The 21651-nt window shown below is 63.0% G+C and carries 17 protein-coding genes; 12 read left to right on the top strand and 5 right to left on the bottom strand.

From position 1 onward, the window contains the following. Positions 1 to 36: 36 nt before the first annotated feature. Both CTB96_RS21025 and CTB96_RS09990 read right to left on the bottom strand, forming a co-directional pair. The gene (locus CTB96_RS21025; RefSeq protein WP_282433131.1) at positions 37 to 159 is read right to left on the bottom strand and encodes an alpha/beta fold hydrolase; all 123 of its coding nucleotides are present in this window, start codon (positions 157 to 159) and stop codon (positions 37 to 39) included. Then, the gene (locus CTB96_RS09990) at positions 156 to 608 is read right to left on the bottom strand and encodes an alpha/beta fold hydrolase (protein ID WP_219993251.1); all 453 of its coding nucleotides are present in this window, start codon (positions 606 to 608) and stop codon (positions 156 to 158) included. Before CTB96_RS09990 ends, CTB96_RS21025 begins: the two co-directional genes overlap by 4 nt. A 175-nt stretch (positions 609 to 783) precedes the next feature. Here CTB96_RS09990 and CTB96_RS09985 point away from each other — a divergent pair, with 175 nt between their 5' ends. The 5 genes from CTB96_RS09985 (at position 784) to CTB96_RS09960 (ending at position 4386) form a co-directional block, all read left to right on the top strand. Continuing rightward, on the top strand, positions 784 to 1623 hold the full coding sequence (locus CTB96_RS09985) for an alpha/beta fold hydrolase (protein WP_110126778.1): 840 nt from the start codon (positions 784 to 786) through the stop codon (positions 1621 to 1623). Between the two features lie 70 nt (positions 1624 to 1693). Then, a complete protein-coding gene (locus CTB96_RS09980) occupies positions 1694 to 2398 on the top strand; it encodes an alpha/beta fold hydrolase (RefSeq protein ID WP_219993250.1) in 705 nt (234 codons plus the stop codon). A 109-nt stretch (positions 2399 to 2507) separates the two neighbouring features. Next, positions 2508 to 3056, top strand: coding sequence for a pyridoxamine 5'-phosphate oxidase family protein (locus CTB96_RS09975; protein WP_110126776.1), 549 nt, complete (start codon positions 2508 to 2510; stop codon positions 3054 to 3056). Positions 3057 to 3190: 134 nt separating this feature from the next. Beyond that, positions 3191 to 3379: a hypothetical protein gene (locus CTB96_RS09970; RefSeq protein ID WP_110126775.1), complete on the top strand. Its 189-nt coding sequence runs from the start codon at positions 3191 to 3193 to the stop codon at positions 3377 to 3379. 329 nt (positions 3380 to 3708) lie between these two features. Then, on the top strand, positions 3709 to 4386 hold the full coding sequence (locus CTB96_RS09960; RefSeq protein ID WP_110126773.1) for a response regulator transcription factor: 678 nt from the start codon (positions 3709 to 3711) through the stop codon (positions 4384 to 4386). Between the two features lie 17 nt (positions 4387 to 4403). Here the strand turns inward: CTB96_RS09960 and CTB96_RS09955 are convergent, their stop codons facing one another. The 3 genes from CTB96_RS09955 to CTB96_RS09945 form a co-directional block, all read right to left on the bottom strand. After that, positions 4404 to 6818: a GAF domain-containing protein gene (locus CTB96_RS09955; RefSeq protein ID WP_146215789.1), complete on the bottom strand. Its 2415-nt coding sequence runs from the start codon at positions 6816 to 6818 to the stop codon at positions 4404 to 4406. 7 nt (positions 6819 to 6825) lie between these two features. Next, positions 6826 to 7194, bottom strand: coding sequence for a response regulator (locus tag CTB96_RS09950; RefSeq protein ID WP_110126771.1), 369 nt, complete (start codon positions 7192 to 7194; stop codon positions 6826 to 6828). 81 nt (positions 7195 to 7275) lie between these two features. Continuing rightward, positions 7276 to 8124, bottom strand: a complete 849-nt coding sequence (locus CTB96_RS09945; RefSeq protein WP_110126770.1) for a helix-turn-helix domain-containing protein — start codon at positions 8122 to 8124, stop codon at positions 7276 to 7278. A 139-nt stretch (positions 8125 to 8263) separates the two neighbouring features. Between CTB96_RS09945 and CTB96_RS09940 the strand changes: the two genes are divergently transcribed. From CTB96_RS09940 to CTB96_RS09910, 7 genes are all read left to right on the top strand, one after another. Continuing rightward, on the top strand, positions 8264 to 9196 hold the full coding sequence (locus CTB96_RS09940; protein ID WP_110126769.1) for an SDR family NAD(P)-dependent oxidoreductase: 933 nt from the start codon (positions 8264 to 8266) through the stop codon (positions 9194 to 9196). Between the two features lie 18 nt (positions 9197 to 9214). Next, on the top strand, positions 9215 to 10072 hold the full coding sequence (locus tag CTB96_RS09935; RefSeq protein WP_110126768.1) for an NAD(P)-dependent oxidoreductase: 858 nt from the start codon (positions 9215 to 9217) through the stop codon (positions 10070 to 10072). A gap of 488 nt (positions 10073 to 10560) precedes the next feature. Beyond that, complete coding sequence (locus tag CTB96_RS09930; RefSeq protein ID WP_110126767.1) at positions 10561 to 11130, top strand: dihydrofolate reductase family protein; 570 nt, start codon at positions 10561 to 10563, stop codon at positions 11128 to 11130. Positions 11131 to 11698: 568 nt separating this feature from the next. Next, positions 11699 to 12034 carry a hypothetical protein gene (locus tag CTB96_RS09925; protein ID WP_146215788.1) on the top strand — a complete coding sequence of 112 codons (336 nt, stop codon included), beginning with the start codon at positions 11699 to 11701 and terminating at the stop codon, positions 12032 to 12034. Positions 12035 to 12079: 45 nt separating this feature from the next. Next, positions 12080 to 14752: a DUF7800 domain-containing protein gene (locus CTB96_RS09920; RefSeq protein WP_110126765.1), complete on the top strand. Its 2673-nt coding sequence runs from the start codon at positions 12080 to 12082 to the stop codon at positions 14750 to 14752. Then, the gene (locus tag CTB96_RS09915) at positions 14745 to 18203 is read left to right on the top strand and encodes a DUF6603 domain-containing protein (protein WP_110126764.1); all 3459 of its coding nucleotides are present in this window, start codon (positions 14745 to 14747) and stop codon (positions 18201 to 18203) included. The genes CTB96_RS09920 and CTB96_RS09915 overlap by 8 nt, the downstream gene beginning before the upstream one ends. Positions 18204 to 18205: 2 nt before the next feature. Beyond that, the gene (locus CTB96_RS09910; RefSeq protein WP_110126763.1) at positions 18206 to 21649 is read left to right on the top strand and encodes a hypothetical protein; all 3444 of its coding nucleotides are present in this window, start codon (positions 18206 to 18208) and stop codon (positions 21647 to 21649) included. Positions 21650 to 21651 lie beyond the last annotated feature (2 nt).

The following is a 21651-nucleotide window of genomic DNA, read 5'->3' as shown; positions in this document are numbered from 1 at the left end:
GAGTGACTTCAGTGACGTGCGGGTTGGAAGCTTGTCTCAGCTCTTCAGGAACTCGAGCAGGTCGTTCATGAACTCCTGCTCATGCGGGCCCGTGAGACCATGCGGGGCGCCCGGGTAGACCTTCAACGTCGCGTTCGGAACGATCTTCGACGACTTCAAGGCTGACGCCTCAATCGCAACTGGTCGAACGGTTCAATGGGCAATCCCTCCGGGTTGGCATCAGTCCTCAGCATCAGGGGCGGGATCGCCCCGAGCAGCACCACCTTGGAGACGCGGCTCGTCCCGTGACGACCGATGTAGCGGGTGACTTCGCCGCCGCCGGTGGAGTGCCCGACAAGCACTGCGTCATGTAAGTCGAGAGATTCGATGACTGCCGCCAGATCGTCGGCGTAGTGGTCGAGATCGTTACCGGCCCAGGGCTGGCCGGATCGGCCGCCGCCGCGCCGGTCATGGGCGATGGCACGGAAGCCGTGGTCCGCAACGAACTTCGCCGAGCCATCCCACGCATCAGCGGTGAGCGGCCACCCGTGGCTAAAGACGACAGGCTTGCCCGCCCCCCAATCTTTGAAAAAAATGTCTACACCGTCGGATGTGGTGATTATTGGCATCGCAAGCTCCTCGTCTGGTTCGGTACCTGTCTCGGACTCGCTGCCCATTCTGAGACGGAAAGATTCGGCCAACTGTGGGGTTTCCCGGATTAATTCTCCGGACGGCCGGAGGACGGCGGTGCCTGCGGAAGGTGGAACCTCAATGGAAGATCACCTGTCGAGCAAAGGAGTTTCAATGGGCACCATCACCGTCGGTGAAGAGAACTCGACACCGATTAACTTGTACTTTGAGGATCACGGGAGCGGGCGGCCAGTCGTGCTGCTCGCCGGCTGGCCCTTCGACGCCCGGTCGTGGGAGCCGCAATTGCACCCACTGCTCGCCGCCGGCTACCGTGTCATCAGCGTCGACCGCCGAGGGTTCGGGCGCTCCAGTGCTCCGATTACCGGGTACGACTTCGACACGCTGAGCGCAGACGTCGATGTGCTCCTCCGGACCCTTGACGTCGAGGACGCAACCCTCGTAGGGTTCTCGCTCGGAACCGGAGAGGTCGCGAGGTACATCGGCCGATTCGGCACAGACCGGCTGCGGAGCGTCGTCCTCATCGAGAGCCTGACGCCGACCTTCGCGCAGGGTCCAGATAACCCCAAAGGTGTGGACGAGGCGGGCGTCAAGGGCGCGCAGCAGGCCATCGTCGAGGACCGATTCGCGTGGCTGACCGGCATGATGGGCAACTTTCTCAACCTCGACGACTACCAGGGCACCCGTGTCAGCGAAGACACTGTCAGGTTCATGTGGTCGACCGGAGCGGACGCATCCCCGTATGCCACGTGGGCGTGCCCGCAGACCTGGCTGGAGGACTTCCACACTGACCTTGAGCGATTCGACGTACCCACCCTGCTCGTGCACGGCACCGCCGACCGCATCCTGTCCATCGACGGACAAGGCCGCCGCGCCCACGAAGCGCTGCCGGAGGCCCGCTACGTCGAGATCGAGGGCGGACCCCATATCAACCCCGTCACCCACACCGCGGAAGTGAATCGGGAACTTCTCCGATTCCTCGAAGACCCTTCGTAGCAGACGGCTCACGACGAGCGTGCCCGACCCTATGAACCTCGACAAAACCCAACAAACGAAGGGAATTACCATGGTCACCGTCATCCTCATCCACGGGGCATTCGCCGACTCCGAGAGTTGGAACGGCATCATCAAGCCGCTTCGCGACGACGGCCACCGTGTCATCGCCTACGCCAATCCCCTGCGCGGCATCGCCGCCGACGCCGCGCCGCTGGTCGACCTCATCAGGACGCTGGACGGCCCCATCTTGCTCGTAGGACACTCCTACGGCGGCGCCGTGCTCACCGCGGTTGACCCGGCAGCGGGTGACATCATCGGCGCTGTCTATGTCGCCGGGTTCGCCCTGCAATCCGGTGAGAGTCCCGCGACCGCATCGGCTCTCGTGCCCGGATCCACCCTCGCAGAGACCCTGGTCGAGGTTCCGCTCTCCTCGGGAGGAACGGACCTGTACATCCAACAGGACAAGTACTGGCACCAGTTCTGTGCGGACCTCTCGGAAGACCAGGCCGCGACGATGTCCGTCACACAACGACCGGTGACGGCTGGCGGCCTGAACGACGCTCTGAGCGGCGACGCCCTGTGGCAGTCCGTTCCGAGCTACTTCATCTTCGGCGAATTGGATCGCAACATCCCCGCCGGGGCTCACCAAGCCATGGCTGGCCGGGCCGGCGCGAACAAAACCGTGCAGGTCCCGGGCGCGTCCCACGTCGTGGGGATCTCGCACCCGACGAAGGTCGTGGACTTGGTCCGGGAGGCCATAGCTTCGGTCGGCTGACCATAGAGGTGACCGTCTCGGCAGGTAAGACGGGTCCCCGCGCAAACCGGGCCAAAGTTGGACTCCGCCGTCGAGAAGCCCGACGGTTGCAACCATAAGGAGACGAGCCATGAGCCGTCAGTACGGATGCATCGCGTTCACCGACGATGTCCGCCGAGTGCAACAGGACTATGGCAGCGCCGAGTTCTACGCCCGAATGACTGAACACGGGCATCACACTGCAGCAGCAGATCCGCTCGGACCTCGAGAAGCGACCTTTCTGGACGAACGCGACGGGTTCTACCTGTCAACGGTGAGCCAGACCGGTTGGCCGTATGTACAGTTCCGAGGAGGGCCGCCAGGATTCATTTCGGTACTCGACGAGCACACCGTCGCGTGGCCCGAGTACAGGGGCAACCTGCAGCACGTCTCCACCGGCAACCTCGCCGGGGATCACCGCGTCGCGATCATCGCCATGGACTACCCGAAGCGCCGGCGCCTGAAGCTGTTCGGGATGGCGCGAGTCGTCCGGGCAGAGGATGACCCGACACTCCTGTCGACACTCAGCAGTGCGGGCTACGACGCAGTCATCGAAGCCGCTGTAGTCGTCTCAGTCACCGCCTACGACTGGAACTGCCCCCAACACATCCCACGACGATTCACGCTCGCTCAAATTTAGCAGCAACTCACTCCTCTCCGAGAACGAATCCGAGCATTAGAAGCACAAATCGAAGGGCAAGACGCCGCCGCGGATGCTTCATGAAATCGTCCTAAGCTGCCTGCAACCACCGACGCCGAACGAAAGGACACGCGATGAAAACCGAATCCACCGTCACTGACCTGACGGGATCACCCGACGAGAGAATGACGCAGCTGCAGAACCTCCCCCGCGACGCCCAGAGCTCCGAATGGCTCAGGCGACAACTGGATGCCGCCTTGCGCGCATGGGCCAATGAGGAAACCGAGCTTGTCATCATCAAGGAGTCCCGAACCGACTACTGACTGTTTCAGGCCGGACCGCGTACTTGAGCTACGGACCACCCGGATCCCTCGCGCCACGCTGTAGGAATCGGGTTAGCGAGAAGGTCGACGTCTGGATTCGTCTATCGCGTCGGGAGCGAGATGCGTAGAGTGTCGAATGCGCAGAACAGATGGCGCACCACAGGCCCGACGTCGTTCGCCGCGATGTGGGGTTGCCCGACGGACACGGACTCAAAATGAGTAGGCAACTCACGGCACTGTCATCGGCTATTCGCCCAATCCTCGTCTCGGCTGTCAGCGGTGCGACCTGCGCGTTGCTCCCGCTCTCACTCAACGCTGACTAAATCGATATGGATTCTTCAGCGGCCCGAGCGGTGCGAGTTTCCGTGGGAGAAGATGACCTCCTCCTTCGAAAGGGTGTCGTTCGTGTGCTCAGCGACGCCGGCCTCGATGTGGTTGCGGAAGCGGGAGATGCGGTAGAGCTGCTCAATGTGACGCTGGCCTACCGTCCGGACGTGGCTGTCGTGGACATCCGCATGCCTCCCCATCAGGGTGATGACGGGCTCAAGGCTGCGATAGAACTTCGACACCGCCTCCCAGGGATGGGCGTGGTGATACTGACGCAATACGACGACCCCGAGTACGCGCTCGCTTTGATCGACGACCGCGCCGAGGGTGTGGGGTTTCTCCTCAAGGAGCGCGTCGGCGACGTCCACGACTTCACCGACGCTGTCGTTCGCGTTGCGCACGGTGGCAGTGCTCTGGACCCCACCATCGTCGCTCGAATGGTTCGCCCCCACGGAGTTCCGCCGGAGCTCGCTCTACTCACGCACCGCGAACTGGCGGTCCTGGAGGCAATGGCCGAAGGCCAATCGAACTTCGGGATCGCACGAACCCTTCTGATCAGCAACGCGGCGGTCGAAAAGCATGTCACGTCGATCTTCCGAAAACTGGACCTCGCTCCCGAGTCATCCAGCCATCGCCGGGTCCAGGCCGTCGTGCGCTTCTTCACCACGCAGCGGTCCTGATCCACGGGGATCGGACATCACCGCTGGTCGGCTGGATTTATTGGAATGCGCGCGACGACTCGAGTGCCTTGGTGGGCGGGGCTTTCGATGCGAATCGTTCCGTAGCTGGCTTCGATGCGGTCGACAAGACCGGTGAGTCCTGTCCCGCGGCTTGGGTCGGCGCCGCCCACGCCGTCGTCTTCGACTGTGACAATGAGTTGGTCACCGCCCCGTGTGAGCGCGCAGGTGGCCGTGATCCGGGTGGCTCGGGCATGTTTGACGGCGTTGGTGATCGCTTCCGCAACGGTGAAGTACCCCGTTGTCTCGACGAATGTGGGCAGCCGGGGCACGTCAAGGGCGAAATCGACCGGAATCGGGCTATTGGCCGCTAGCGACCTGATGCCTGCCGAGAGTCCGGCGCGGGTGAGTGCTGCGGGCAAGATCCCTCGGACGACATCGCGGAGTGCCCGATTCGCTTCCTCCGCCTGTGACAATGCATCAGCGATCAGATCTGCGACGTCCCCACTCACGCCGGCGGAGTCGCGTGCAAGCTTGAGCATGATGATCGTGTGAACGAGCCGCTGCTGTGCGCCGTCGTGGACGTCGCGTTGGAGGCGTCGTCGCGCCTCGTCAGCTGCCGCGATCACACGCGCGCGGGACCTCGTCAGTCCGTCCCGGTGGTCGGCGTTCGTCACCGCTGCGGCCAACAGATCTGCGAATGGCTTGAGGCGATCCCTCCCATCTGTCTGGCTCAGCGAATCCGACGTCACGCCCAGAGTGCCCCAGTTCTCTCCATTGACAAGAATCGGCACCTCCGCAACGTGAGCCCCGGCAGCGGCCTGAGGTTTCACCTCGGCCACCACAACCCCCGCATCCGACCCACCGCCTGGACCGCGAATCACAGCCGCCGATGATGCGTCAAGGACCCGAGCTATCTCCTCCACGACCGCATTGAACACCGTGGTAAGCGTTGTTTCGCGCGCCACCAGTTCCGCGACGCGGCGAAGTGCAGTCTGTTCATCAGCAAGACGACGTAAAGTCTCGCGAGCTTCGGCGTTCGCGATGGCAGCCCACGTCAGCTTGGCGAAGCCTTCTAATCTGCCCTCGGTTTCGGGGGGTAGCCGACCGACCTGCGACGTAGCCACGAACGCTCCCCACAGACGGTTCTCAATGAATACAGGAACCCCAACGCCAGAGCGGATGCCATATCTCTGCACGATCTCAGCACTGGGTAACTCATCGAAATCGTCTACGCGGACGGTCTCCTGAGTGCGCGCGACTCGATCGGACAGTGACCCCGGAGGGTGTACTACTCGAAGCCCGGGTGGAACCGGTCCGCCGTAGGTAGCGACCGCGACGATCGTGTCGGCTGTCTCAAAATGCAGCAGCGTGATCTCTTGCCCGTTCAACTGGTCCGATGCTGCTCGACAGATCGCGGTCAGGATGTCGTCCACAGGTCCGGCGCTCAACACTCCACGTGCCGCGAATTCCGCGATGCGCCGGAGCGACGCCTGCTCGTCGACAAGAACACTGAGGAGACGGCGGTTTGCACTGGCCACGCATATTCTTCCGGTCACTTCGCTCAGGTCATTCAGGCATCGAGATGTCAGGCCTGGCAGCTCCGGCAGGGTTGTCCCAACGGTGAGCACACCGATGTCCTGTTGGTGTGCGGTCACAGGAAAGGCGAGAAGTCGCGTTTGACGGATGGAGGAGTTCGCGATCGACATGATCGGGTTGGCCGCAGATACCACCACCCCGCCATTCAGTGTCAAGGTGGCATTCTCTATCCCGTTCAGCTTCGCGGCGTAGGCAACGAGGCGCGAAGCGACTTCAGTGATCGACGATCCGGCGGCGTCTTGCTGGATCGAGCGCATCGTCTCGTCATGTTCCGACACCGTACGAAGCTGATCGCGAGCCTCAATACTGTCGAACAAGGCGGTCACCTGTTGCGCGAACGCAGTGATCTGGGCCTCGGTCTCGGGCGGCAATGGCCCGACCGCCGAGTTGATATTGAACATCCCCCACACCCGACCCTCGACGATGATGGGCACTGCGACTCCCGCGGCGATCCCAAACCTGACGGCCATCTCCGCATCAGGCTGGGTCCGATAGTCGTCGACTCGGAACGGCAAGCCGGTGCGAAGCACACGGTCGGGCAGTGTGCCAGCCTCGAAAACTATGCGCAAGCCTGGCTTGGCGGGCCCGCTGGGAGAAGCCATCACAAGCAATTCCCTCTCGCCCACGAAACGGGTGAGAGTCACCGGCAGGTCTCGGATCTGCCGTGATGCCTCGCGAACGATGGCGGCAACGATGTCAACGTCCGCCCCCGCGCCGGCAATCAGCTCGGCGACGTCACCCAACGCGCGTTCCTCGATACCCAACCGGGCAGCCGACTGTTCAGCGCCGCGACGGTCCACGGGATCTGCGCCATCGGACATATCGTTGCGTCTCACGCTGTGCTCATCGTGAATATCCGTCGCCGATGATGGAGTGCAGAAGCGCGCTGGACATTTCGGCTTTGGGAATAAACGCGACCGCCCCGGCTTCCATGGCCTCTTGCGATGAGATCGCGTCGCCGTCAGACGAAATCAGAATTACACGCATCCGCCACGGATCGCCGGCGAGCACCGTGCTCAATTCCAGGCCACTTCCGTCGGGGAGGCCGATGTCGACAAGAGCGACTTCAGGGAATGATCCTGCCATCTTCTGCAAAGCTTCGGTCACGCCTCCAGCCTCACCTTCGGGTTGGTACCCCCAGCTAGTAAGTATTCTCCGCGCCAAATCACGGAACTGTGCATCATCGTCCACGATGAAAACGGTTACGGCCATAGTGCAATGGTCCGACGAACCGGCGCTGTCGACGGTGGGGTTGTCCGGAAATCCTCGGGTTCGACGTGGCCTTGCCGCCCTCTATATGGGCCCGAGAGTCCGGCTGGTTTCCCGGGTCGCAGTCACACTACCGAGCAGTTGGAGCGCCTGCTCAGATGCACTGCCTGGTTCCGCGTGGTAGGCGACGAGAGTCTGCCCATCAGTCCCGGAAATGGCTAGTTTCTCATGGCGCAGTTCCATAGGTCCGACCTCAGGGTGCTCGAGCAGGCTCATACCGCCCGTCCGTCGGTGAACGTCATGGCGCGACCATAACCGCCTGAAGGATTCGCTCTTGATAGAGAGCTCACCAACAACCGCGTTCAGCTCTGCGTCGTCAAGCTTGGTTGCTGCAGCGGCGCGTATGCCGGCGACAGCTTCCGTGATAGCTCGATCCCAGTCGCGATGCAGGTCGCGCTCTGCCGGATCCAGGAATATCGCACGCAGCAGGTTTACACCTGGCCGATAGTTGCCTGAGAGAGCAGCGGCCAGGGTATTCGAGGCGAGAACCGTCAAGCGTTTGTCATGGATGAATGCGGGCATCGGGAGCGCATCGAGGAACTGCAGTGTACCGGCGGGGACCCGTTCGACGCGGCGCGTTGGGCGACGCGCGGGGCCTTGCGGGCTGACGAGGGCGTGTAAGTACGCCGTACTATCGGCGTCAAGACGAAGCACCGCGGCGATGGCGTCGAGCACCTGGGCCGACGGGGTCTGGTTGCGTCCCTGCTCAAGGCGAAGGTAATAATCCGCGCTGATGCCCGCGAGCATCGCCAACTCTTCTCGTCGGAGGCCAGGTACTCGTCGCCGCCCGCCCCCGATCAATCCGACGTCCTCGGGTTGGACTTGCTCGCGTCGAGCTCGCAAGTATTCGCCAAGCGCCTGGTGATTGTCCATCTCAACACCGTAGATCGCTGAGGCGCAACTTCACTAGCCCTGCGAACCCCAGGATAAGCCGGGCTCGGGATGAGAGCGCAGAACAGAAGATGCTGGCATAACGAGGTCGCAAACAGCGGCCCACCAGAAGGAGTGCGAAATGACAAATCGAATCATCACGCCGTTCGACGCGAAGGCCACCGCCGATGACGTCAGCGCCGGCATCGACCTTACCGGCCGCCGTGCCGTCGTCACCGGCGGCGCATCCGGCATCGGCATCGAGACCAGTAAGACCCTCGCCCGCCGCGGCGCATCCCTGACTCTGGCCGTACGCAACATCGAAGCTGGGAAGAGGGTCGCCGCTGAGATCACCGCCGAAACCGGCAACCCCGAGATCGACGTGCGACCGCTGGAACTGACGGATCTGGACTCCGTGCGCAGTTTCGTCGAGAACTGGAGCGGCCCTCTCGACCTGCTCATCAACAACGCCGGCGTCATGGCCATTCAGGACCGCACCGTGAATCATGCCGGGTGGGAAGCTCAGTTCGCCACCAACTTCCTCGGCCACTTCGCCCTCACCGTGGGGCTTCGGAAGTCTCTCGCGGAAGCCGACGGCGCGCGCGTCGTATCGGTGTCCTCCTCAGCGCACCTCTTCTCCCCCGTCGTCTTCGACGACATCAACTTCCGGTTCCGCCCGTACGACCCGACGCAGGCATACGGGCAGTCGAAAACTGCCGTCATCCTGTTCGGCGTCGCAGCATCGGACCGCTGGGCCGACGACGGCATCACGGTCAACACCTTGAACCCAGGCGCGATCTCGACTCCACTACAGCGACATGTCGACGGCAAGCTGGCCACACCACTCGATCTCCAGAAGTCGCCGGCCCAGGGCGCGTCCACCACCCTGCTTCTCGCCACGAGTCCGCAGCTGGACGGGATCGGCGGCCGGTACTTCAATGACAACCAGGAAGCCAAGATCGTTGACCAGCGCCCCAGCGACGTCACCGAACTCGTCAACTCCGTCGCCAACTACGCCCTCGACACCGACGCCGCCAACCGCATCTGGGATCTCGCGTCCCTCGCGGTGCGCTGAGCACTGAGAGCAATCAAGATGTTGGAATCAACAGAACTGCTACACGTCGGCTGGGTCGGCCTCGGAGACCAGGGCGCACCCATCGCCCGCGCTATCGCTGAAGCCGGCTACCCCCTTCACGTCTGGGCACGGCGGCCACAGTCACTCAGCGCCCTCGAGGGCGTTCCATACACTGTGCACGAAACGCCAGCAGAGATGGCTGCCCTGTCCGACATCGTCGGACTCTGCCTGAGCGAGGACAAAGACAATAAACAGATCATGGTTGAGGGTGGACTGCTCGCGGCCATGAGGCCGGGAAGCACTCTCGTCAACCACGGCACGGGCCTGCCTGCCTTCGCAGTGGAGATGACTGAACTCGCCGCCACTCGCGATATCCATGTCGTCGACGCGCCGGTCAGCGGAGGACGCGCCGGAGCGGTCGCCAAACGCCTGACAACCATCGTGGGCGGAGAAGCCACGACCGTCGAAAAGGTGAGGCCCATATTCGAGTCGTTTTCCGCGAAGGTCGCTCACATGGGAGCTGCGGGAGCCGGGCAAGTGGGCAAGCTCGTCAATAACGCGATGCTCATGGCCAACCAGAAGAATATCGATGACCTTCTCAGCATCGCCGCCGAGCTCGGCGTGGACATCCCTCAACTGGTCGACGTGATCCGTTCAGGAACCGGATCCAGCCGCGCACTCGAGGTAATCGGTACCGCGGTCACACCGGCGAACGCCGAGCACCTGAGTCGACTTCAGCTCATCGATATGGACCTGTTCGATGAGGCCGTCGCCGGCCTCGGCCGTAGCGCCCGCATCATCAGCCGACGCGCGGTCGAAGGTGCAGAAGCGCTGCCCTCACTCGCGGCAATCGTGACACCTCTTGACCCCGAGTAAATCAGCAGGCTGTCCTTTCATTGACCCTGAGAATCCCGAAACCCTTGAGTCTCCGGGACATTTGGTCGGGCTGACAGGATCTGAACCCGCGACCCCCTGAAGGTTCTGGCCTTAATTTAGTCGTTGCCGAATGTCTCCGAAAACCCTCGGATTCCCTTGTGTTTACAGGGAACCGGGCGGTTCACTGCCTCCGATTGTAGCCCATCGTTTTGGGTCAAATAGAGATGAATTAGATGGGTAAATGATGGATTTGGGAGGCCGCTTTGAGCGGTCCCATGGCCCATTTCAACCTCTCCCACATGTGCCGCCGAGCGGGACCGAAAATCGCCGGTGATGGCGATCGACCGCGCGCTTGGTCCGCGGTCTGGTTCGCATCACGACGGCGCTATACGCTGAGCGCTATTTAGTACATCGATCTGAAACGAGTCCGTCAACCAGTTAAGAACGGTCGGTCCAACGCGGGGCGCGGATCAAAGGAGAGCAACGAGATGAGACCACTCCGATACTCAATCAACGTCACGCTCGACGGCTGCTGCGATCACGAGGCAGGACTCCCCCCGGACGAGGAGTCGATGCGATACTGGACCGCTCAGCTGGAGCGAGCCGATGCCCTGCTCTTCGGCCGGGTGACCTACGAGATGATGGAGTCCGCCTGGCGGAAACCGGCCCCAGGCGCCTGGCCGGACTGGATGGAGGAATGGCAGAAGCCGTTCGCCGAGACCATCGACCGGGCGCAGAAATACGTCGTGTCGAGCACACTGAGCGAAGTCGATTGGAATGCCGAGCAGGTGCAAGGCGACGTGGGGCAAGCTGTTCAGAGGCTCAAGCAGGAGTCAGGCGAAGGCCTGTGGGTCGGCGGTGTGACGCTTCCCCGGGCGTTGGTTGATCTGGGCCTGATCGACGAGTACGAGTTCCTTGTGCAGCCGGTCCTAGCCGGACACGGGCCGACACTGCTTGCCGGTCTGCGTGAGCGCATCGAGCTCGAGCTTCTGGGCCGCCAGGAGTTCCGGTCGGGGGCGGTCGCCGTGCGGTACCGGCCAACGCGGGTTCGGACTTGACGTGATTTGACCTGCACCGGTGGCGCCGATGTCGGCGATGTGCACGGCGCGACAGAGGCGAGGGCGGGAGTGTTGACTTCCTGAGTCGCACCGGCATCCTGATTGGTCCGCGTTCCATGTGCTGGAGGCTCGGGCTCTGCTCGGATGAAAGGCCGGTGCCAGGCCTTCATCCGGGCTTGGACACGCGTTCCGAGCCCTCAGCGCTAGAGACGATGTTTGGACCACTTGCTGGAGACTGGCTAGATGATCACGCCTCGTCAGCTTTCAGGCTGGCAAATTGGTGCAAACCCAATCGGGAACTGGTGGCCAAAGGGCAATCCCGCCATTTGCTATCCCGAAGTGCTTTCAGCGGACCGAGGGATTTCCGTCTCACTGTGACGGCTCTACCCATCGGAAATAGTGCTTGCGCTATGGAAGGCGGCGACTATTTACGGGAGCGTCGATGGCCCAGAGAGGGCCCGCAACAGATCACGCTGTGGGATCGCGAAGGGAACACCTTGAACATGCGGCCGACGGGACGGACCCTGCTTTGAACTACACACATGTGGTCGTGACTACACATGTGGTCGTGGGCGCACGCGTTGATGACTTCGGCGGAGCTCGGTTCGGCATCGCCGCCACCCGCGGTCCGATCAAAGCCGTCGTCGGGCTCGAGCACACCATCCTGACTGCCTTATCGAACATGCTCCGAACCGGCGAACCCTGCCTAGACCTCGCCGTCGATAACTTCACAAATCTGCTCTACCGCAAGGCGGTCTCGCTCGTCGCTGTTCTCGACGAGCCGGGGCCGCGTTGCCGCGTGGAGGGCAGACCGTCGCGGTTTCGCTACCTAAAGGGCGGGGTTTTGCACCGCTGGCGGCTAGCTTACAAACCAGACCGGTGCTACTTTTCCACCATTACCTGATGCTCTAGATCGTGCGTGTCCGAAGCGAATGGTTCAGGAGTCCCGATGGCAGGGTTGCCCCTCTTACTGGCCGGCCCGGTAGTTCGCCGCGTCGACAGCACTTCGGCATCCGTCTGGGTCGCCCTCAGCGAACCGGCCGCCGTTGAACTGCGAATCTTCGACGGTCGGCAGAAATCATCGGGAGCCGGTACCGTAACCGCCGGTACTCACATCGCGGTGGGCATCGTCGCTAGTGCCCGGATGGGCCCCCACCTGCACATTGCACTGAGCCGGGCCGACGGCGTCTTTACTCCTGGCGCCATCTTTTCCTATGACGTGGTGATCACCACCGCGAATGGTGGACCGATCGGACTGAAGGGCCTCCACCTCCTCGAAGATGACCCCGCCGGCGACACCACCGTTCGAAAGGTCAGTGGGGTCTGGGATGGGGCGCCGAAGTCGTACGCCCTGGGGTACGAGACCGACTACCTGCCCAGCTTTGTTGTACCCGCGGCGATTCTCGGTGACATCCGGATTGCACACACCAGTTGTCGCAAATCCCACGCCCCGGGAAGTGATGCGCTCGCCTGGCTCGACGACCTGGTTGGCGACGAGATCGACCGCAGCGGCGAGCGCATCCAGCAGCTGTACCTGACGGGCGACCAAATCTACGGTGACGACGTTCCCACCTGCATCCTGCCCATGTATCACGGGCTCGCCACCGATCTAATGGGGGACACTGGCGGGGCGTCCGGCGAGGAAGAACTTCCTGCCCCCGGTAATCCAGGCCCTGGAATGGCCAATATCAACATGCAGACGGCTCCCCCAATGCGCCGCACGGTAATGGTGCGCACGGACGGCGGACTGACCTCGGTCGAATCCCAGAACCACCTGCTCACGGTCGGGGAGTACGCTGCCGCCTACCTCACCGCATGGAGTCCTTTTGTGTGGCGGCCGCTGGGCACCGAGGACGCCGTCTACAGCACCGCGCTCAGCCCGTCGCCTTTCACCCTGACCAATCTTCATGCCTTGTACGGGGAGAAAAGCGATCAGCCCAGCGACCTGGCTACCCTGACCTCGCGGCTGAAAAAGAAGGCGGGGGCGGAGTTCGCGCAGCACCGACAGCGGGTTCTCGTCTTCGCGGCCACCGTCGGAAAAGTCGCGCGGGTTCTCGCCAATACCCCGACCTATATGATCTTCGACGACCACGACGTCACCGACGACTGGAATCTCAACGAAAATTGGCATCGCCGCGTTTACAGCAGGCCTCTCGGCCGCAGCATCGTGCGCAATGCACTTGTCGTCTACACCTTTTTCCAGGCCTGGGGTTCGGACTGGCCAACCTTCAACGATCCCGCCCACCCGAACAGCTGGCTGCTCCAGGCTGCCGGTCGGTACCTGGCTACAACGCGCGGCCGCGATTTTGCTGCACGCGACGAACTCGATGAATTGCTCGATTTTTCAGGAACGGTGAGCGACGACAAACGCGCGACTTTCCACTATGAAGCTCCCGGGTCCCTCTACCGGGTGAAGGTGCTCGACAGCCGCACCCGGCGGTCATTCCCCGTGGGAAGCACGGCTCCCGCCTTCCTCCTTGGCGATAGTCTCGATCTCCAGATCCCGAAGGGCCCCGGCCAGGCCGGAGACCAGTTTCTGCTTGTCATCGCATCGACGCCTGCGTTGGGACCTGACCTGTTCGAGCGCATGGTGGTACCGCTGGCGATGGTGGCCTTTGACGCTTACCGTTTCTCGCACGCAGAGGAAGACAACGATCCCCAGAATCCCCGGCCGGGAGAAAATGACTCGGCGCTGAAACTTGCCTTGAAGCGGACGAATGGCGCCGCGTTTGTCGACACCGAGACCTGGCCCTCGAACCCGGCCGGACAACACCAGCTTCTCAGTCGTTTGGCTAGCTATGGACGCAGCGTTGTGCTCGGGGGTGACGTTCACTACGGGACATCGATGTTCGTCGACTGGTGGGAATGGGACAGCACTATCGGAGAGGCGTCCCGTAAGACCGGGCGGATCGTGCAGCTGACGGCCAGCGCCGCCCACAACGTTTTTGAACCAACCATCGAGGCGATCTACCGTGGATACCACTGGATGAACCAATGGGCGGCTGGCCCCGTCACCGAGGGTTTCGGTTTCACTCGTGACGCCTTCAGCCACATCAAGATTCCCGACGGCAAACGGCCAACCGTCGCCCGCCTGCACCGGATGCACGACGCCCCCGCCATCCTGCTCGCCGACGGCTGGCCGGAGGGCACAACCCTCAACGCGGAACCCGACTGGTGGTTTCGCCAGCAGCAGGCGCACGACGGACGGTCGGACCGGGACCGTGGCCTTGCCTTTTCCACCGCCCTGGACGGGTTACAGCCCTTTTTCGTCGAGGCGATGGCTGCGGGGGCGGGACTGGAAAGGGCGACAAGGGCTGCGGATGCTTATAGTCAGGCTCTCCGGTCGCAGTTCGCTCCGCTACGCGACATTGTGATGACCAACAACGTGGGACTTGTGAGCTTCGCTGGCGGAGGCAACGGCAAAGTTTCAGCGGTCCACAAACTGATATCAACGACGAAGCAGAATTACCCCGAAGACAAAATCGATTCGCTGCTGGAGTCGAAAAAGCCGATGGGGAAAACCGCCGCCATCTCTCCGGGGGCGAATAACACCGAGGTCACCGTTGCCCTCGACCCGTCGCCGACCAAACCACTGTTCAATGCGAGGCCCTCCCATGGTTGACAGAGTTCCGAGCCCGGTCCGGACACTTATTTCGTTTACGCAGTCCATCGTCAGCTTTCTTGGCAGAATAATCGAGGACGAAGCGACGTTCGCCGCGCTGCGAGCCGAACTCGGTCTTCCGCCTGCGCCCCACAACGAGGATTCGGTCGCCGACGTACAAGCGAAGTTGGGCGAGGTCAGCGGTCGGCTCACCGCAGCCGAAGCACAAAGTGATAAGGACCTGGCTCTCGATGACCAAATTATGGACCTTCTCGACAAGGGCAAACTCTTCACCGAGATAGCCACCGTCCTGGTCCAGGACCGCTACGCCTCGGATGCCCGCTCGGTGGCAGACTTCGCTTACGAAATGGTCGGCGTCCTAGCAACAGAGCAGATGCGTGTGCAGTCTCCACTTGCGTGGGCGATCCTGAGGGTGATTATGCTCGGCTACGAAAAAGTCGAGGAGGTGCCACGGTTCGACCCTCTCGCAATCTTTGATCGGCTCACCGGCAACAGAACGAGTACCGCCGCGACCAGCTCCGGCGCGGTGGAGGCCATCGGGGGCTTTGGAATTCCCGCGTTTGCCATCGGAACCAACCTGCTGGTGAACAAATTCGTTGAGAAGTCTGAAGTAGAGCTCGCAGCGCTCGAGGAGGGCACTCCGTATTTCAGCGGCGCCGTCGACTTCAAACTGGGGTGGGAGCCAGACCCCGATACGCCCGCAGAGCTCCAGTCGTTGTTCGCCAGATCTGCGATCATCCGGGTTAGAGGTGGGATCAAACGCAAAAGCACCAACGATGAAAGCGTTTTTATCCTCGACCTGGGCTTCGTCTATTTCGACGACCCTGCTGAGGGTCCTGGAATCCACCTCCGGCTCAGCGCGGGTTTCGAGAACACGCTGGACTTCGCTCCCCGCAATGACGTCAAATTTACCCTGAAGACCTCAGCCAGTGGTGCTGGGTTCCTTGACCTGTGGTGGATCCTCGGCAAAGAACTCCGCTACATCGGCGCCGCCGACAGCACGGTCACGATCGGTTCACAATTCACCGCAGCAGGCACCGAACTCTCTCCCGCGATCCGGGCCGGGCATCCCGAGCACACGCGCCTGGAGGTAGTGGAATACGGGCTCGGGTTCGAGGCATCCCGCCTTGAGCAGTTTGTGATCCTCCCCTTTCGCGGCGTCAAAGTCGTCCTGGATCTCGCAGAACTTCTGCCCGGCCTCAAGGACCTCTTCTCTGCCGTCGGGCTGGAGAAGTTTGAGGCCAAATTTGATGGCGCACTGAAATGGTCGCCCCCAGGGAATGTAGTTTTTGAGGGTGAGGCCGGTCTCACCACACGCCTCCTCTCGCATAAGAACTTTGGCACGGTGAAAGTCGACTACGTCGATGTGGGCCTGGCGGTTCGAAACCAGGCGCTACGGTTGACGGTGCAGGCTGCTGGCCGATTCTCTATCGGTCCGTTCGCAGCGTCGATGGGCGACTTCGGCATCGACATCGCCCTGGCTGGGGCGTCGGGCATCGATTTCATCCCGCCGACCAGCATCGGCGTCCGAGTCGCGGGCAAGGTAATTTCCGGCGGCGGATTCCTGATGCTCGATGCCGAGGCACGACAGTTCGCCGGCGCATTCGAGCTGGCGGTCGACCTCGCGAAACTTCGCTTCTCGGTGAACGCGATCGCCATCCTGTCGACGGGAGGCCCCGACAACCCCGTCAAATTCTCCCTGTTCATCCTTGTCTTCGCGCGTTTCCCCGGCGGCCTCGAGATGGGATTGCGATTTACCCTAAACGCGGTCGGCGGGATCCTGGGGATCAACCACGACTTCGATGAATCCGCGCTGATGAAGGCGCTGCCCAGCGGAGCCATGGATGACGTGCTGTTCCCCGCCAATCCCGTGGCCGACGCACCGCGAATCATCTCCTCTCTGAAGACCGTCTTCCCGGCCCGCCCCAACACCCAGGTGATCGGGCTGATGGCTGAAGCCAGCTGGGGATCCGATTATTTCTGTACGCTTCGGCTGGGCCTCATCCTTCCCGTCGGGGACAGCGCGGGACCGGCGGAGGGGTTCTCCTACCTCTATATTCTCGGGCGGCTGTCGGTTGTCTGTTTTGAGGATCTTCCCAAAGCCATCCGGCTGCAACTCATCTGTGATTTTGTGGGACACATCGGTATCGGTGACTCTGGGGTGGATATCGGCCTGTTCGCCCGGCTCCGCGACTCACGATTCGGCCCCACCAAGATCGAGGGCGCTATCGCCATCTCCATTCGAACCGGTCCGGAATCCCGTTTCCTGATTGCGGCCGGCGGATTTCATCCCTCATTCAAGGAGATCCCCGACGACCTGCCGCCCATTGACCGGATCGGCGCCACTTACGACATCGGTGTAATCAAAACGTGGATTCGAGGGTACTTCGCCATCGCCTCCGGGTCGCTGCAATTCGGGGTCGATGCGGGGGTCAGATACAAACTCGGCCCCATCTCCTTCGAAGCAAGTATCGGTTTCGATGCGCTCATCCATCTCTCGCCGTTCTCGTTTGAAGCCGGCGTGCGAGCCAGCGCTGCCCTCAAGTACCGCGGCCGAGAACTCTTCGGGGTGCATCTCAGCCTTACCGTCTGGGGTCCCGACCGCTGGCGGATCAAGGGCCATGGTTCCTTCAGCATCCTGTTTTGGGATGTCAGCGTCGACGTCGATGAATCGTGGGGCGATGACGTCGCTATCGAGCAAACTCGCTTGAACCTGGCGGAGCTGGTGGGAAAAGACCTGGCCAACGACTCCTACTGGTCGTACCAGCTTCCGGCCGGTGGGACCCTCGTCTCCCTCAACGTTGTGCCGCCCGCCGAGGGCGCTGCGCACCCCGTCCACCCTCTCTCCAGCATGAGTTATGTGCAGCGTCGCATCCCCTTTGGCCTGAACCTGGAACGGGTGGGATTCTGCGGGATTGAGGGGCTGACGAACTTCCCTGTTCCCACGATCGCTGTCACGTCAGCATCGACGCTGGCGGACGCAACGGTAGTCACGGACCAGTTCCCCGTGCCCGAATACCTCGATTTGACCGACGCCCAGAAGCTTTCGCGGCCGGGGTTCGAAACCCTGCCGGCCGGAGTCGCCACCGGCGCCGGGGGTTACATCGTTCCGAACGGGATCGACGACACCCCCTTCGACTGTGAACTGATCTTCTCCCGCCGCACCGGAGGAGGCATCCTGTCGGGCCTGCTGGAACTGGGCGCCGGGGCTATCAACGTGTTCACCGCCCGCGAGGCGGCCAGCCGTTCTCAGATGCGCCCCCTTCAACCGTCGAGACCGGATCTGGACCCGGTGGGAGTGCTCACTCCGCAGTGGGTTGTGGCAGACCACGACCGGATGGTGCAGGTCGACACCGGTGTTTTCGCTGCGGGTAGCGGCTCAGCGTTTGCCTTGGAGCATGAATTCGGCGGCGTTTATAACGTCGTCGAGATGTACGAGCTGGGAGGCTGACCGTGGCTCAGGTGTACCGCTTTTTCCCGTGGGTACGCCGCGGGCTCGCCGCCGGGCTGCCCGCCGTCCAAACGCCCCCCGCCCGTGGCACCGTGTCGTACAAGGTGACGGTCACCGCCGACATCGTCGCCGAACGCAGCGCCCAGCTGTATGGCCCCGGCGACATCATCGGCATCGACCAGCGCCTCATCGTGCGCACCGACCCCCGTCGCGCCGCCCGGGACGTCGAACCTAACTATCTCCCGTCCATCGAATTCGACACCCCCGACTTCCCGTGGCTGTTCACACCGTCCTCGGCCGACGCGTCCCGCCGGCTGGCCCCGTGGCTGGTATTGGTCTGCGTGAATGCCGATGTGGTCGCCGAACCGAATCTCACCGCACGCCGGCCATTGCCGTCGATAAAGGTTCCCGGACGTGCAGACGCCCATCTACCGGACCTCGCCGACTCGTGGGCCTGGGCCCACGCCCAGCGATTCGCCCAGGCGGGGGATTATTCGGACAGTGACGCTCTGAACACTGCTCCCGATCTTAACGTGTCTCGCCTCATCTGCCCCCGTCGCCTGGAGGAAGGCAAAAAGTACTTCGTCTGCCTCGTGCCCGCCTGGGATGCCGGCCGGGATGCCGGGCTCGGGATTCCCCGCGCCGATACGGCCGCGCCGCTGGCACCGGCGTGGAAATCTGAGTCGACCGACGTGGAACTTCCCGTCTATTTCCATTACGAGTTCACCACCGGCACGGCGGGAGACTTCGAAGCCCTCGCGCGCCGGCTAACACCGCTGGTCGTCGACACTGACGGGCTCACCGCCAACGAGCAACGCGCTGGCCGGGTCTACCTCGGCGCGGCCGATGACCAGACCGACACCGCGCAGGCGATGCCACCAAACGCGCCCCAGTCGTCCATCCGCTTCGACGCACCGCTGGAAACCCTGGACCGCCCGCTGCCGACGGTCGCCGATGTGCCGGCGGCGTTTGTCGCTGCCGTCGATCGGCTCGTTTCCCCTGCTGCGCCGAATGAACTCCTCCCGCCGATCTATGGCGACAGGTTCGCCCGCCGCGACGACGTCGACCCCGCGCACCTGACCACCACCTGGCTCGACGAGTTGAACCTCGATCCGCGGTCGCGCCTTGCGGCGAGGTTCGGCGGCGACGTTGTGCGAAAGTTTCAAGAGGAACTGATGCATGTCGCGTGGGAACAGGTCGGCGATGTCATGACCGCCAACTCGCAATTGGCCCGCTCCCGCTTTCTAGCGATCGTAGCGGCTCGCGCCCTCGAACGTCACGTCAGTGCGCTGCCGGCGACCCGGTTTCTCGCCGTCACCTCGCTGATGCACCGCCGCGTGCGGCTGGACGAGTTGACCGTCGCGGGAAAGATCGCCGCGACGAGCCTCCCCGACCGCGCCTTCGACCCGGCGTTGCGCCGGCTCACGAGCCCGGTGGGGCGAGCCGCCCGGGTATCGCCCAGCCGTACGCGCGTCAGTAGCAACCCGGAGTTGTCGCGGACGGTCGCTGACGCGTTACAGCGGTCGGACGTCGCCGTTGACCCTGCTCTTGTCGAACGCGACGGTGTTCACCAGTTTGAGATTGGAAGGCGGGCCAAGGAACTCGGATGGGATTCCATGGCCTCCGCCTTCGCCCCCGACCTGCAGATCCCGATCGGACAGGTCAATGCCAACCGGGAGATCGACCTGAACCTGCGCGTACGGGACGACATTGCGGCAACAGGCTTGTTCACCGCAGAGCATCTCAGGGTCGCCGCGCAAGTAGAGGCATCCACCGGGGTCGCGACCCAGCAGATCCTCGAACTCGCCGCCGCGACGATGAAACAGACACCGGATGCCCTGCAAATCGGTTTCAAGGCCCCGCTGGTGGCCGGCGGCGCCCTCGAGGTGAGCGCCCTCAAAGTCACCCTGCCCGGAGGCGGCCTCTTCGCCCCCGACGGCATTGTCAACGATTCGATTATCGACACCGGCGCGGTCATCACCGAGGTGCACCCGGGTGGCCAGGAAACGAAGCTCGTCACCATTGGTACCGCTCTCGTCTCCGCGATGCTGACACCCCAGGAGCGGCTCGAGCGTCTGTTGGTGCATCTACCTGCCCCTGCCGCCGGGGCAGCGAGTGCGACGATCGCAGACGGTATGCAGGCTGGTGCGGATGCCTCCCAGTTCACGTTTGTGGTGCGGGACACTAGCAACAGTGAGCTTCTGAAATATACGGGCACGGTGCTGGGACGGAAGGTGCTCTCTCGCGGCGGGGGAATCGTCAGGCCACCGGACGGCCTTCTCCGGGGACGCGCACCCAGGAACCTGAGGATTGACGAGACCACCACCGCGGCAGCCGGTAGTGAAAAAACTCTATTCGTCGGTGTGATGCCTCCGCTGGCCCACATCGTCTCGGCTTCCGCCTTCGACACCGCCTACCAGGAGATGGCGGGCGCCCTGCCCGCGGCTGCCGCAGCCCAGCACCTGGTGCGTGCGCCGCTGGCCTCCACCGCGGCCAACCCCGGGTACTCCGACACCCTGCGGGACGCGATCGCGCCGGGGAGAGTCTTCCGGCGACGCGCGGAGATGATTGTGAAGATCCCCGAATGGATCGATCGTACGGGGATGGACATCCTCGACCCCATCTCCGCGGCACCGGTCGTTGATGTCGCGGCGGTCGAACTGTTCGCGAAATCCGCGCCGGAGCGGATACTGCCCGCCGAGGTGTCCTTGCCCGACGACAGTGTTGCGGCGTTGCAGACCAATCCGCGTTTCGTCGCCGCCTTTATGGTGGGGGCCAACCACGAGTTCAACCGGGAGCTTCTGTGGCGCACCTACCCGAGCGACGCGCGCGGCACCTCGATATCACGATTCTGGAACTGGACCGACCGCTCTCGCCACGATATCGAGACCATCGGGCTCTGGCCCGGCACCGGCCCCCTGGTCGAGCGGTTGGCTGGCGGCAAGGCTCCGCAAATCGCGATGGTCATCCGCGGACGGCTGCTTCGCCGCTACCCAAACACACACCTGCTTGCCTGGAAAGCGAAATCTATCGGGGTACTGGAGGACATCCCCGCTGACCCCGCGAAGATTCGTGATGTCCTGCTGACTCCCCAGTTCACCCTGACGATAGAGCCCGACATCACCGTCGCCGGATTCGAGATCACCGGCAGCCAGTTCCTGGCTGAACCCGGGTGGTACCTGGTGCTGCAGGAGCCGGTCACCGAAGCGCGCTTCGGTCTCGACGACAACCAGGGCCGCGGCCCCTCCCGCCGCGGGTCAACCCGCCCGAACGACCTCGACTGGGACCAAACGGCTGTCGCCCCCGGCGGCCACCTGACGCCGGCACCACTGGCCATGACCGCCGGTGACTCCGCGCAGGTGGCGAACCTGCTCCTGCAACGCCAGGTCAGGTTCGCCATCCACTCCAGCGAACTCGCGCCTGTCCTTTCCCAAGACCAAAGGTGACC

Source organism: Cryobacterium arcticum, assembly GCF_003185895.1.
Classification (GTDB): domain Bacteria; phylum Actinomycetota; class Actinomycetes; order Actinomycetales; family Microbacteriaceae; genus Cryobacterium; species Cryobacterium arcticum.
This window is presented reverse-complemented; position numbering and strand designations above follow the sequence as displayed.

What these genes read in the sequence shown, in the direction of transcription:
- CTB96_RS09930 (WP_110126767.1), top strand. Translation starts at nt 10,561, where the DNA reads ATGAGACCACTCCGATACTCAATCAACGTCACGCTCGACGGCTGCTGC.
- CTB96_RS09970 (WP_110126775.1), top strand. Translation starts at nt 3,191, where the DNA reads ATGAAAACCGAATCCACCGTCACTGACCTGACGGGATCACCCGACGAG.
- CTB96_RS09960 (WP_110126773.1), top strand. Translation starts at nt 3,709, where the DNA reads ATGGATTCTTCAGCGGCCCGAGCGGTGCGAGTTTCCGTGGGAGAAGAT.
- CTB96_RS09945 (WP_110126770.1), bottom strand. Translation starts at nt 8,124, where the DNA reads ATGGACAATCACCAGGCGCTTGGCGAATACTTGCGAGCTCGACGCGAG.
- CTB96_RS09915 (WP_110126764.1), top strand. Translation starts at nt 14,745, where the DNA reads ATGGTTGACAGAGTTCCGAGCCCGGTCCGGACACTTATTTCGTTTACG.
- CTB96_RS09920 (WP_110126765.1), top strand. Translation starts at nt 12,080, where the DNA reads ATGGCAGGGTTGCCCCTCTTACTGGCCGGCCCGGTAGTTCGCCGCGTC.
- CTB96_RS09985 (WP_110126778.1), top strand. Translation starts at nt 784, where the DNA reads ATGGGCACCATCACCGTCGGTGAAGAGAACTCGACACCGATTAACTTG.
- CTB96_RS09980 (WP_219993250.1), top strand. Translation starts at nt 1,694, where the DNA reads ATGGTCACCGTCATCCTCATCCACGGGGCATTCGCCGACTCCGAGAGT.
- CTB96_RS09935 (WP_110126768.1), top strand. Translation starts at nt 9,215, where the DNA reads ATGTTGGAATCAACAGAACTGCTACACGTCGGCTGGGTCGGCCTCGGA.
- CTB96_RS09990 (WP_219993251.1), bottom strand. Translation starts at nt 608, where the DNA reads ATGCCAATAATCACCACATCCGACGGTGTAGACATTTTTTTCAAAGAT.
- CTB96_RS09940 (WP_110126769.1), top strand. Translation starts at nt 8,264, where the DNA reads ATGACAAATCGAATCATCACGCCGTTCGACGCGAAGGCCACCGCCGAT.
- CTB96_RS09975 (WP_110126776.1), top strand. Translation starts at nt 2,508, where the DNA reads ATGAGCCGTCAGTACGGATGCATCGCGTTCACCGACGATGTCCGCCGA.
- CTB96_RS09950 (WP_110126771.1), bottom strand. Translation starts at nt 7,194, where the DNA reads ATGGCCGTAACCGTTTTCATCGTGGACGATGATGCACAGTTCCGTGAT.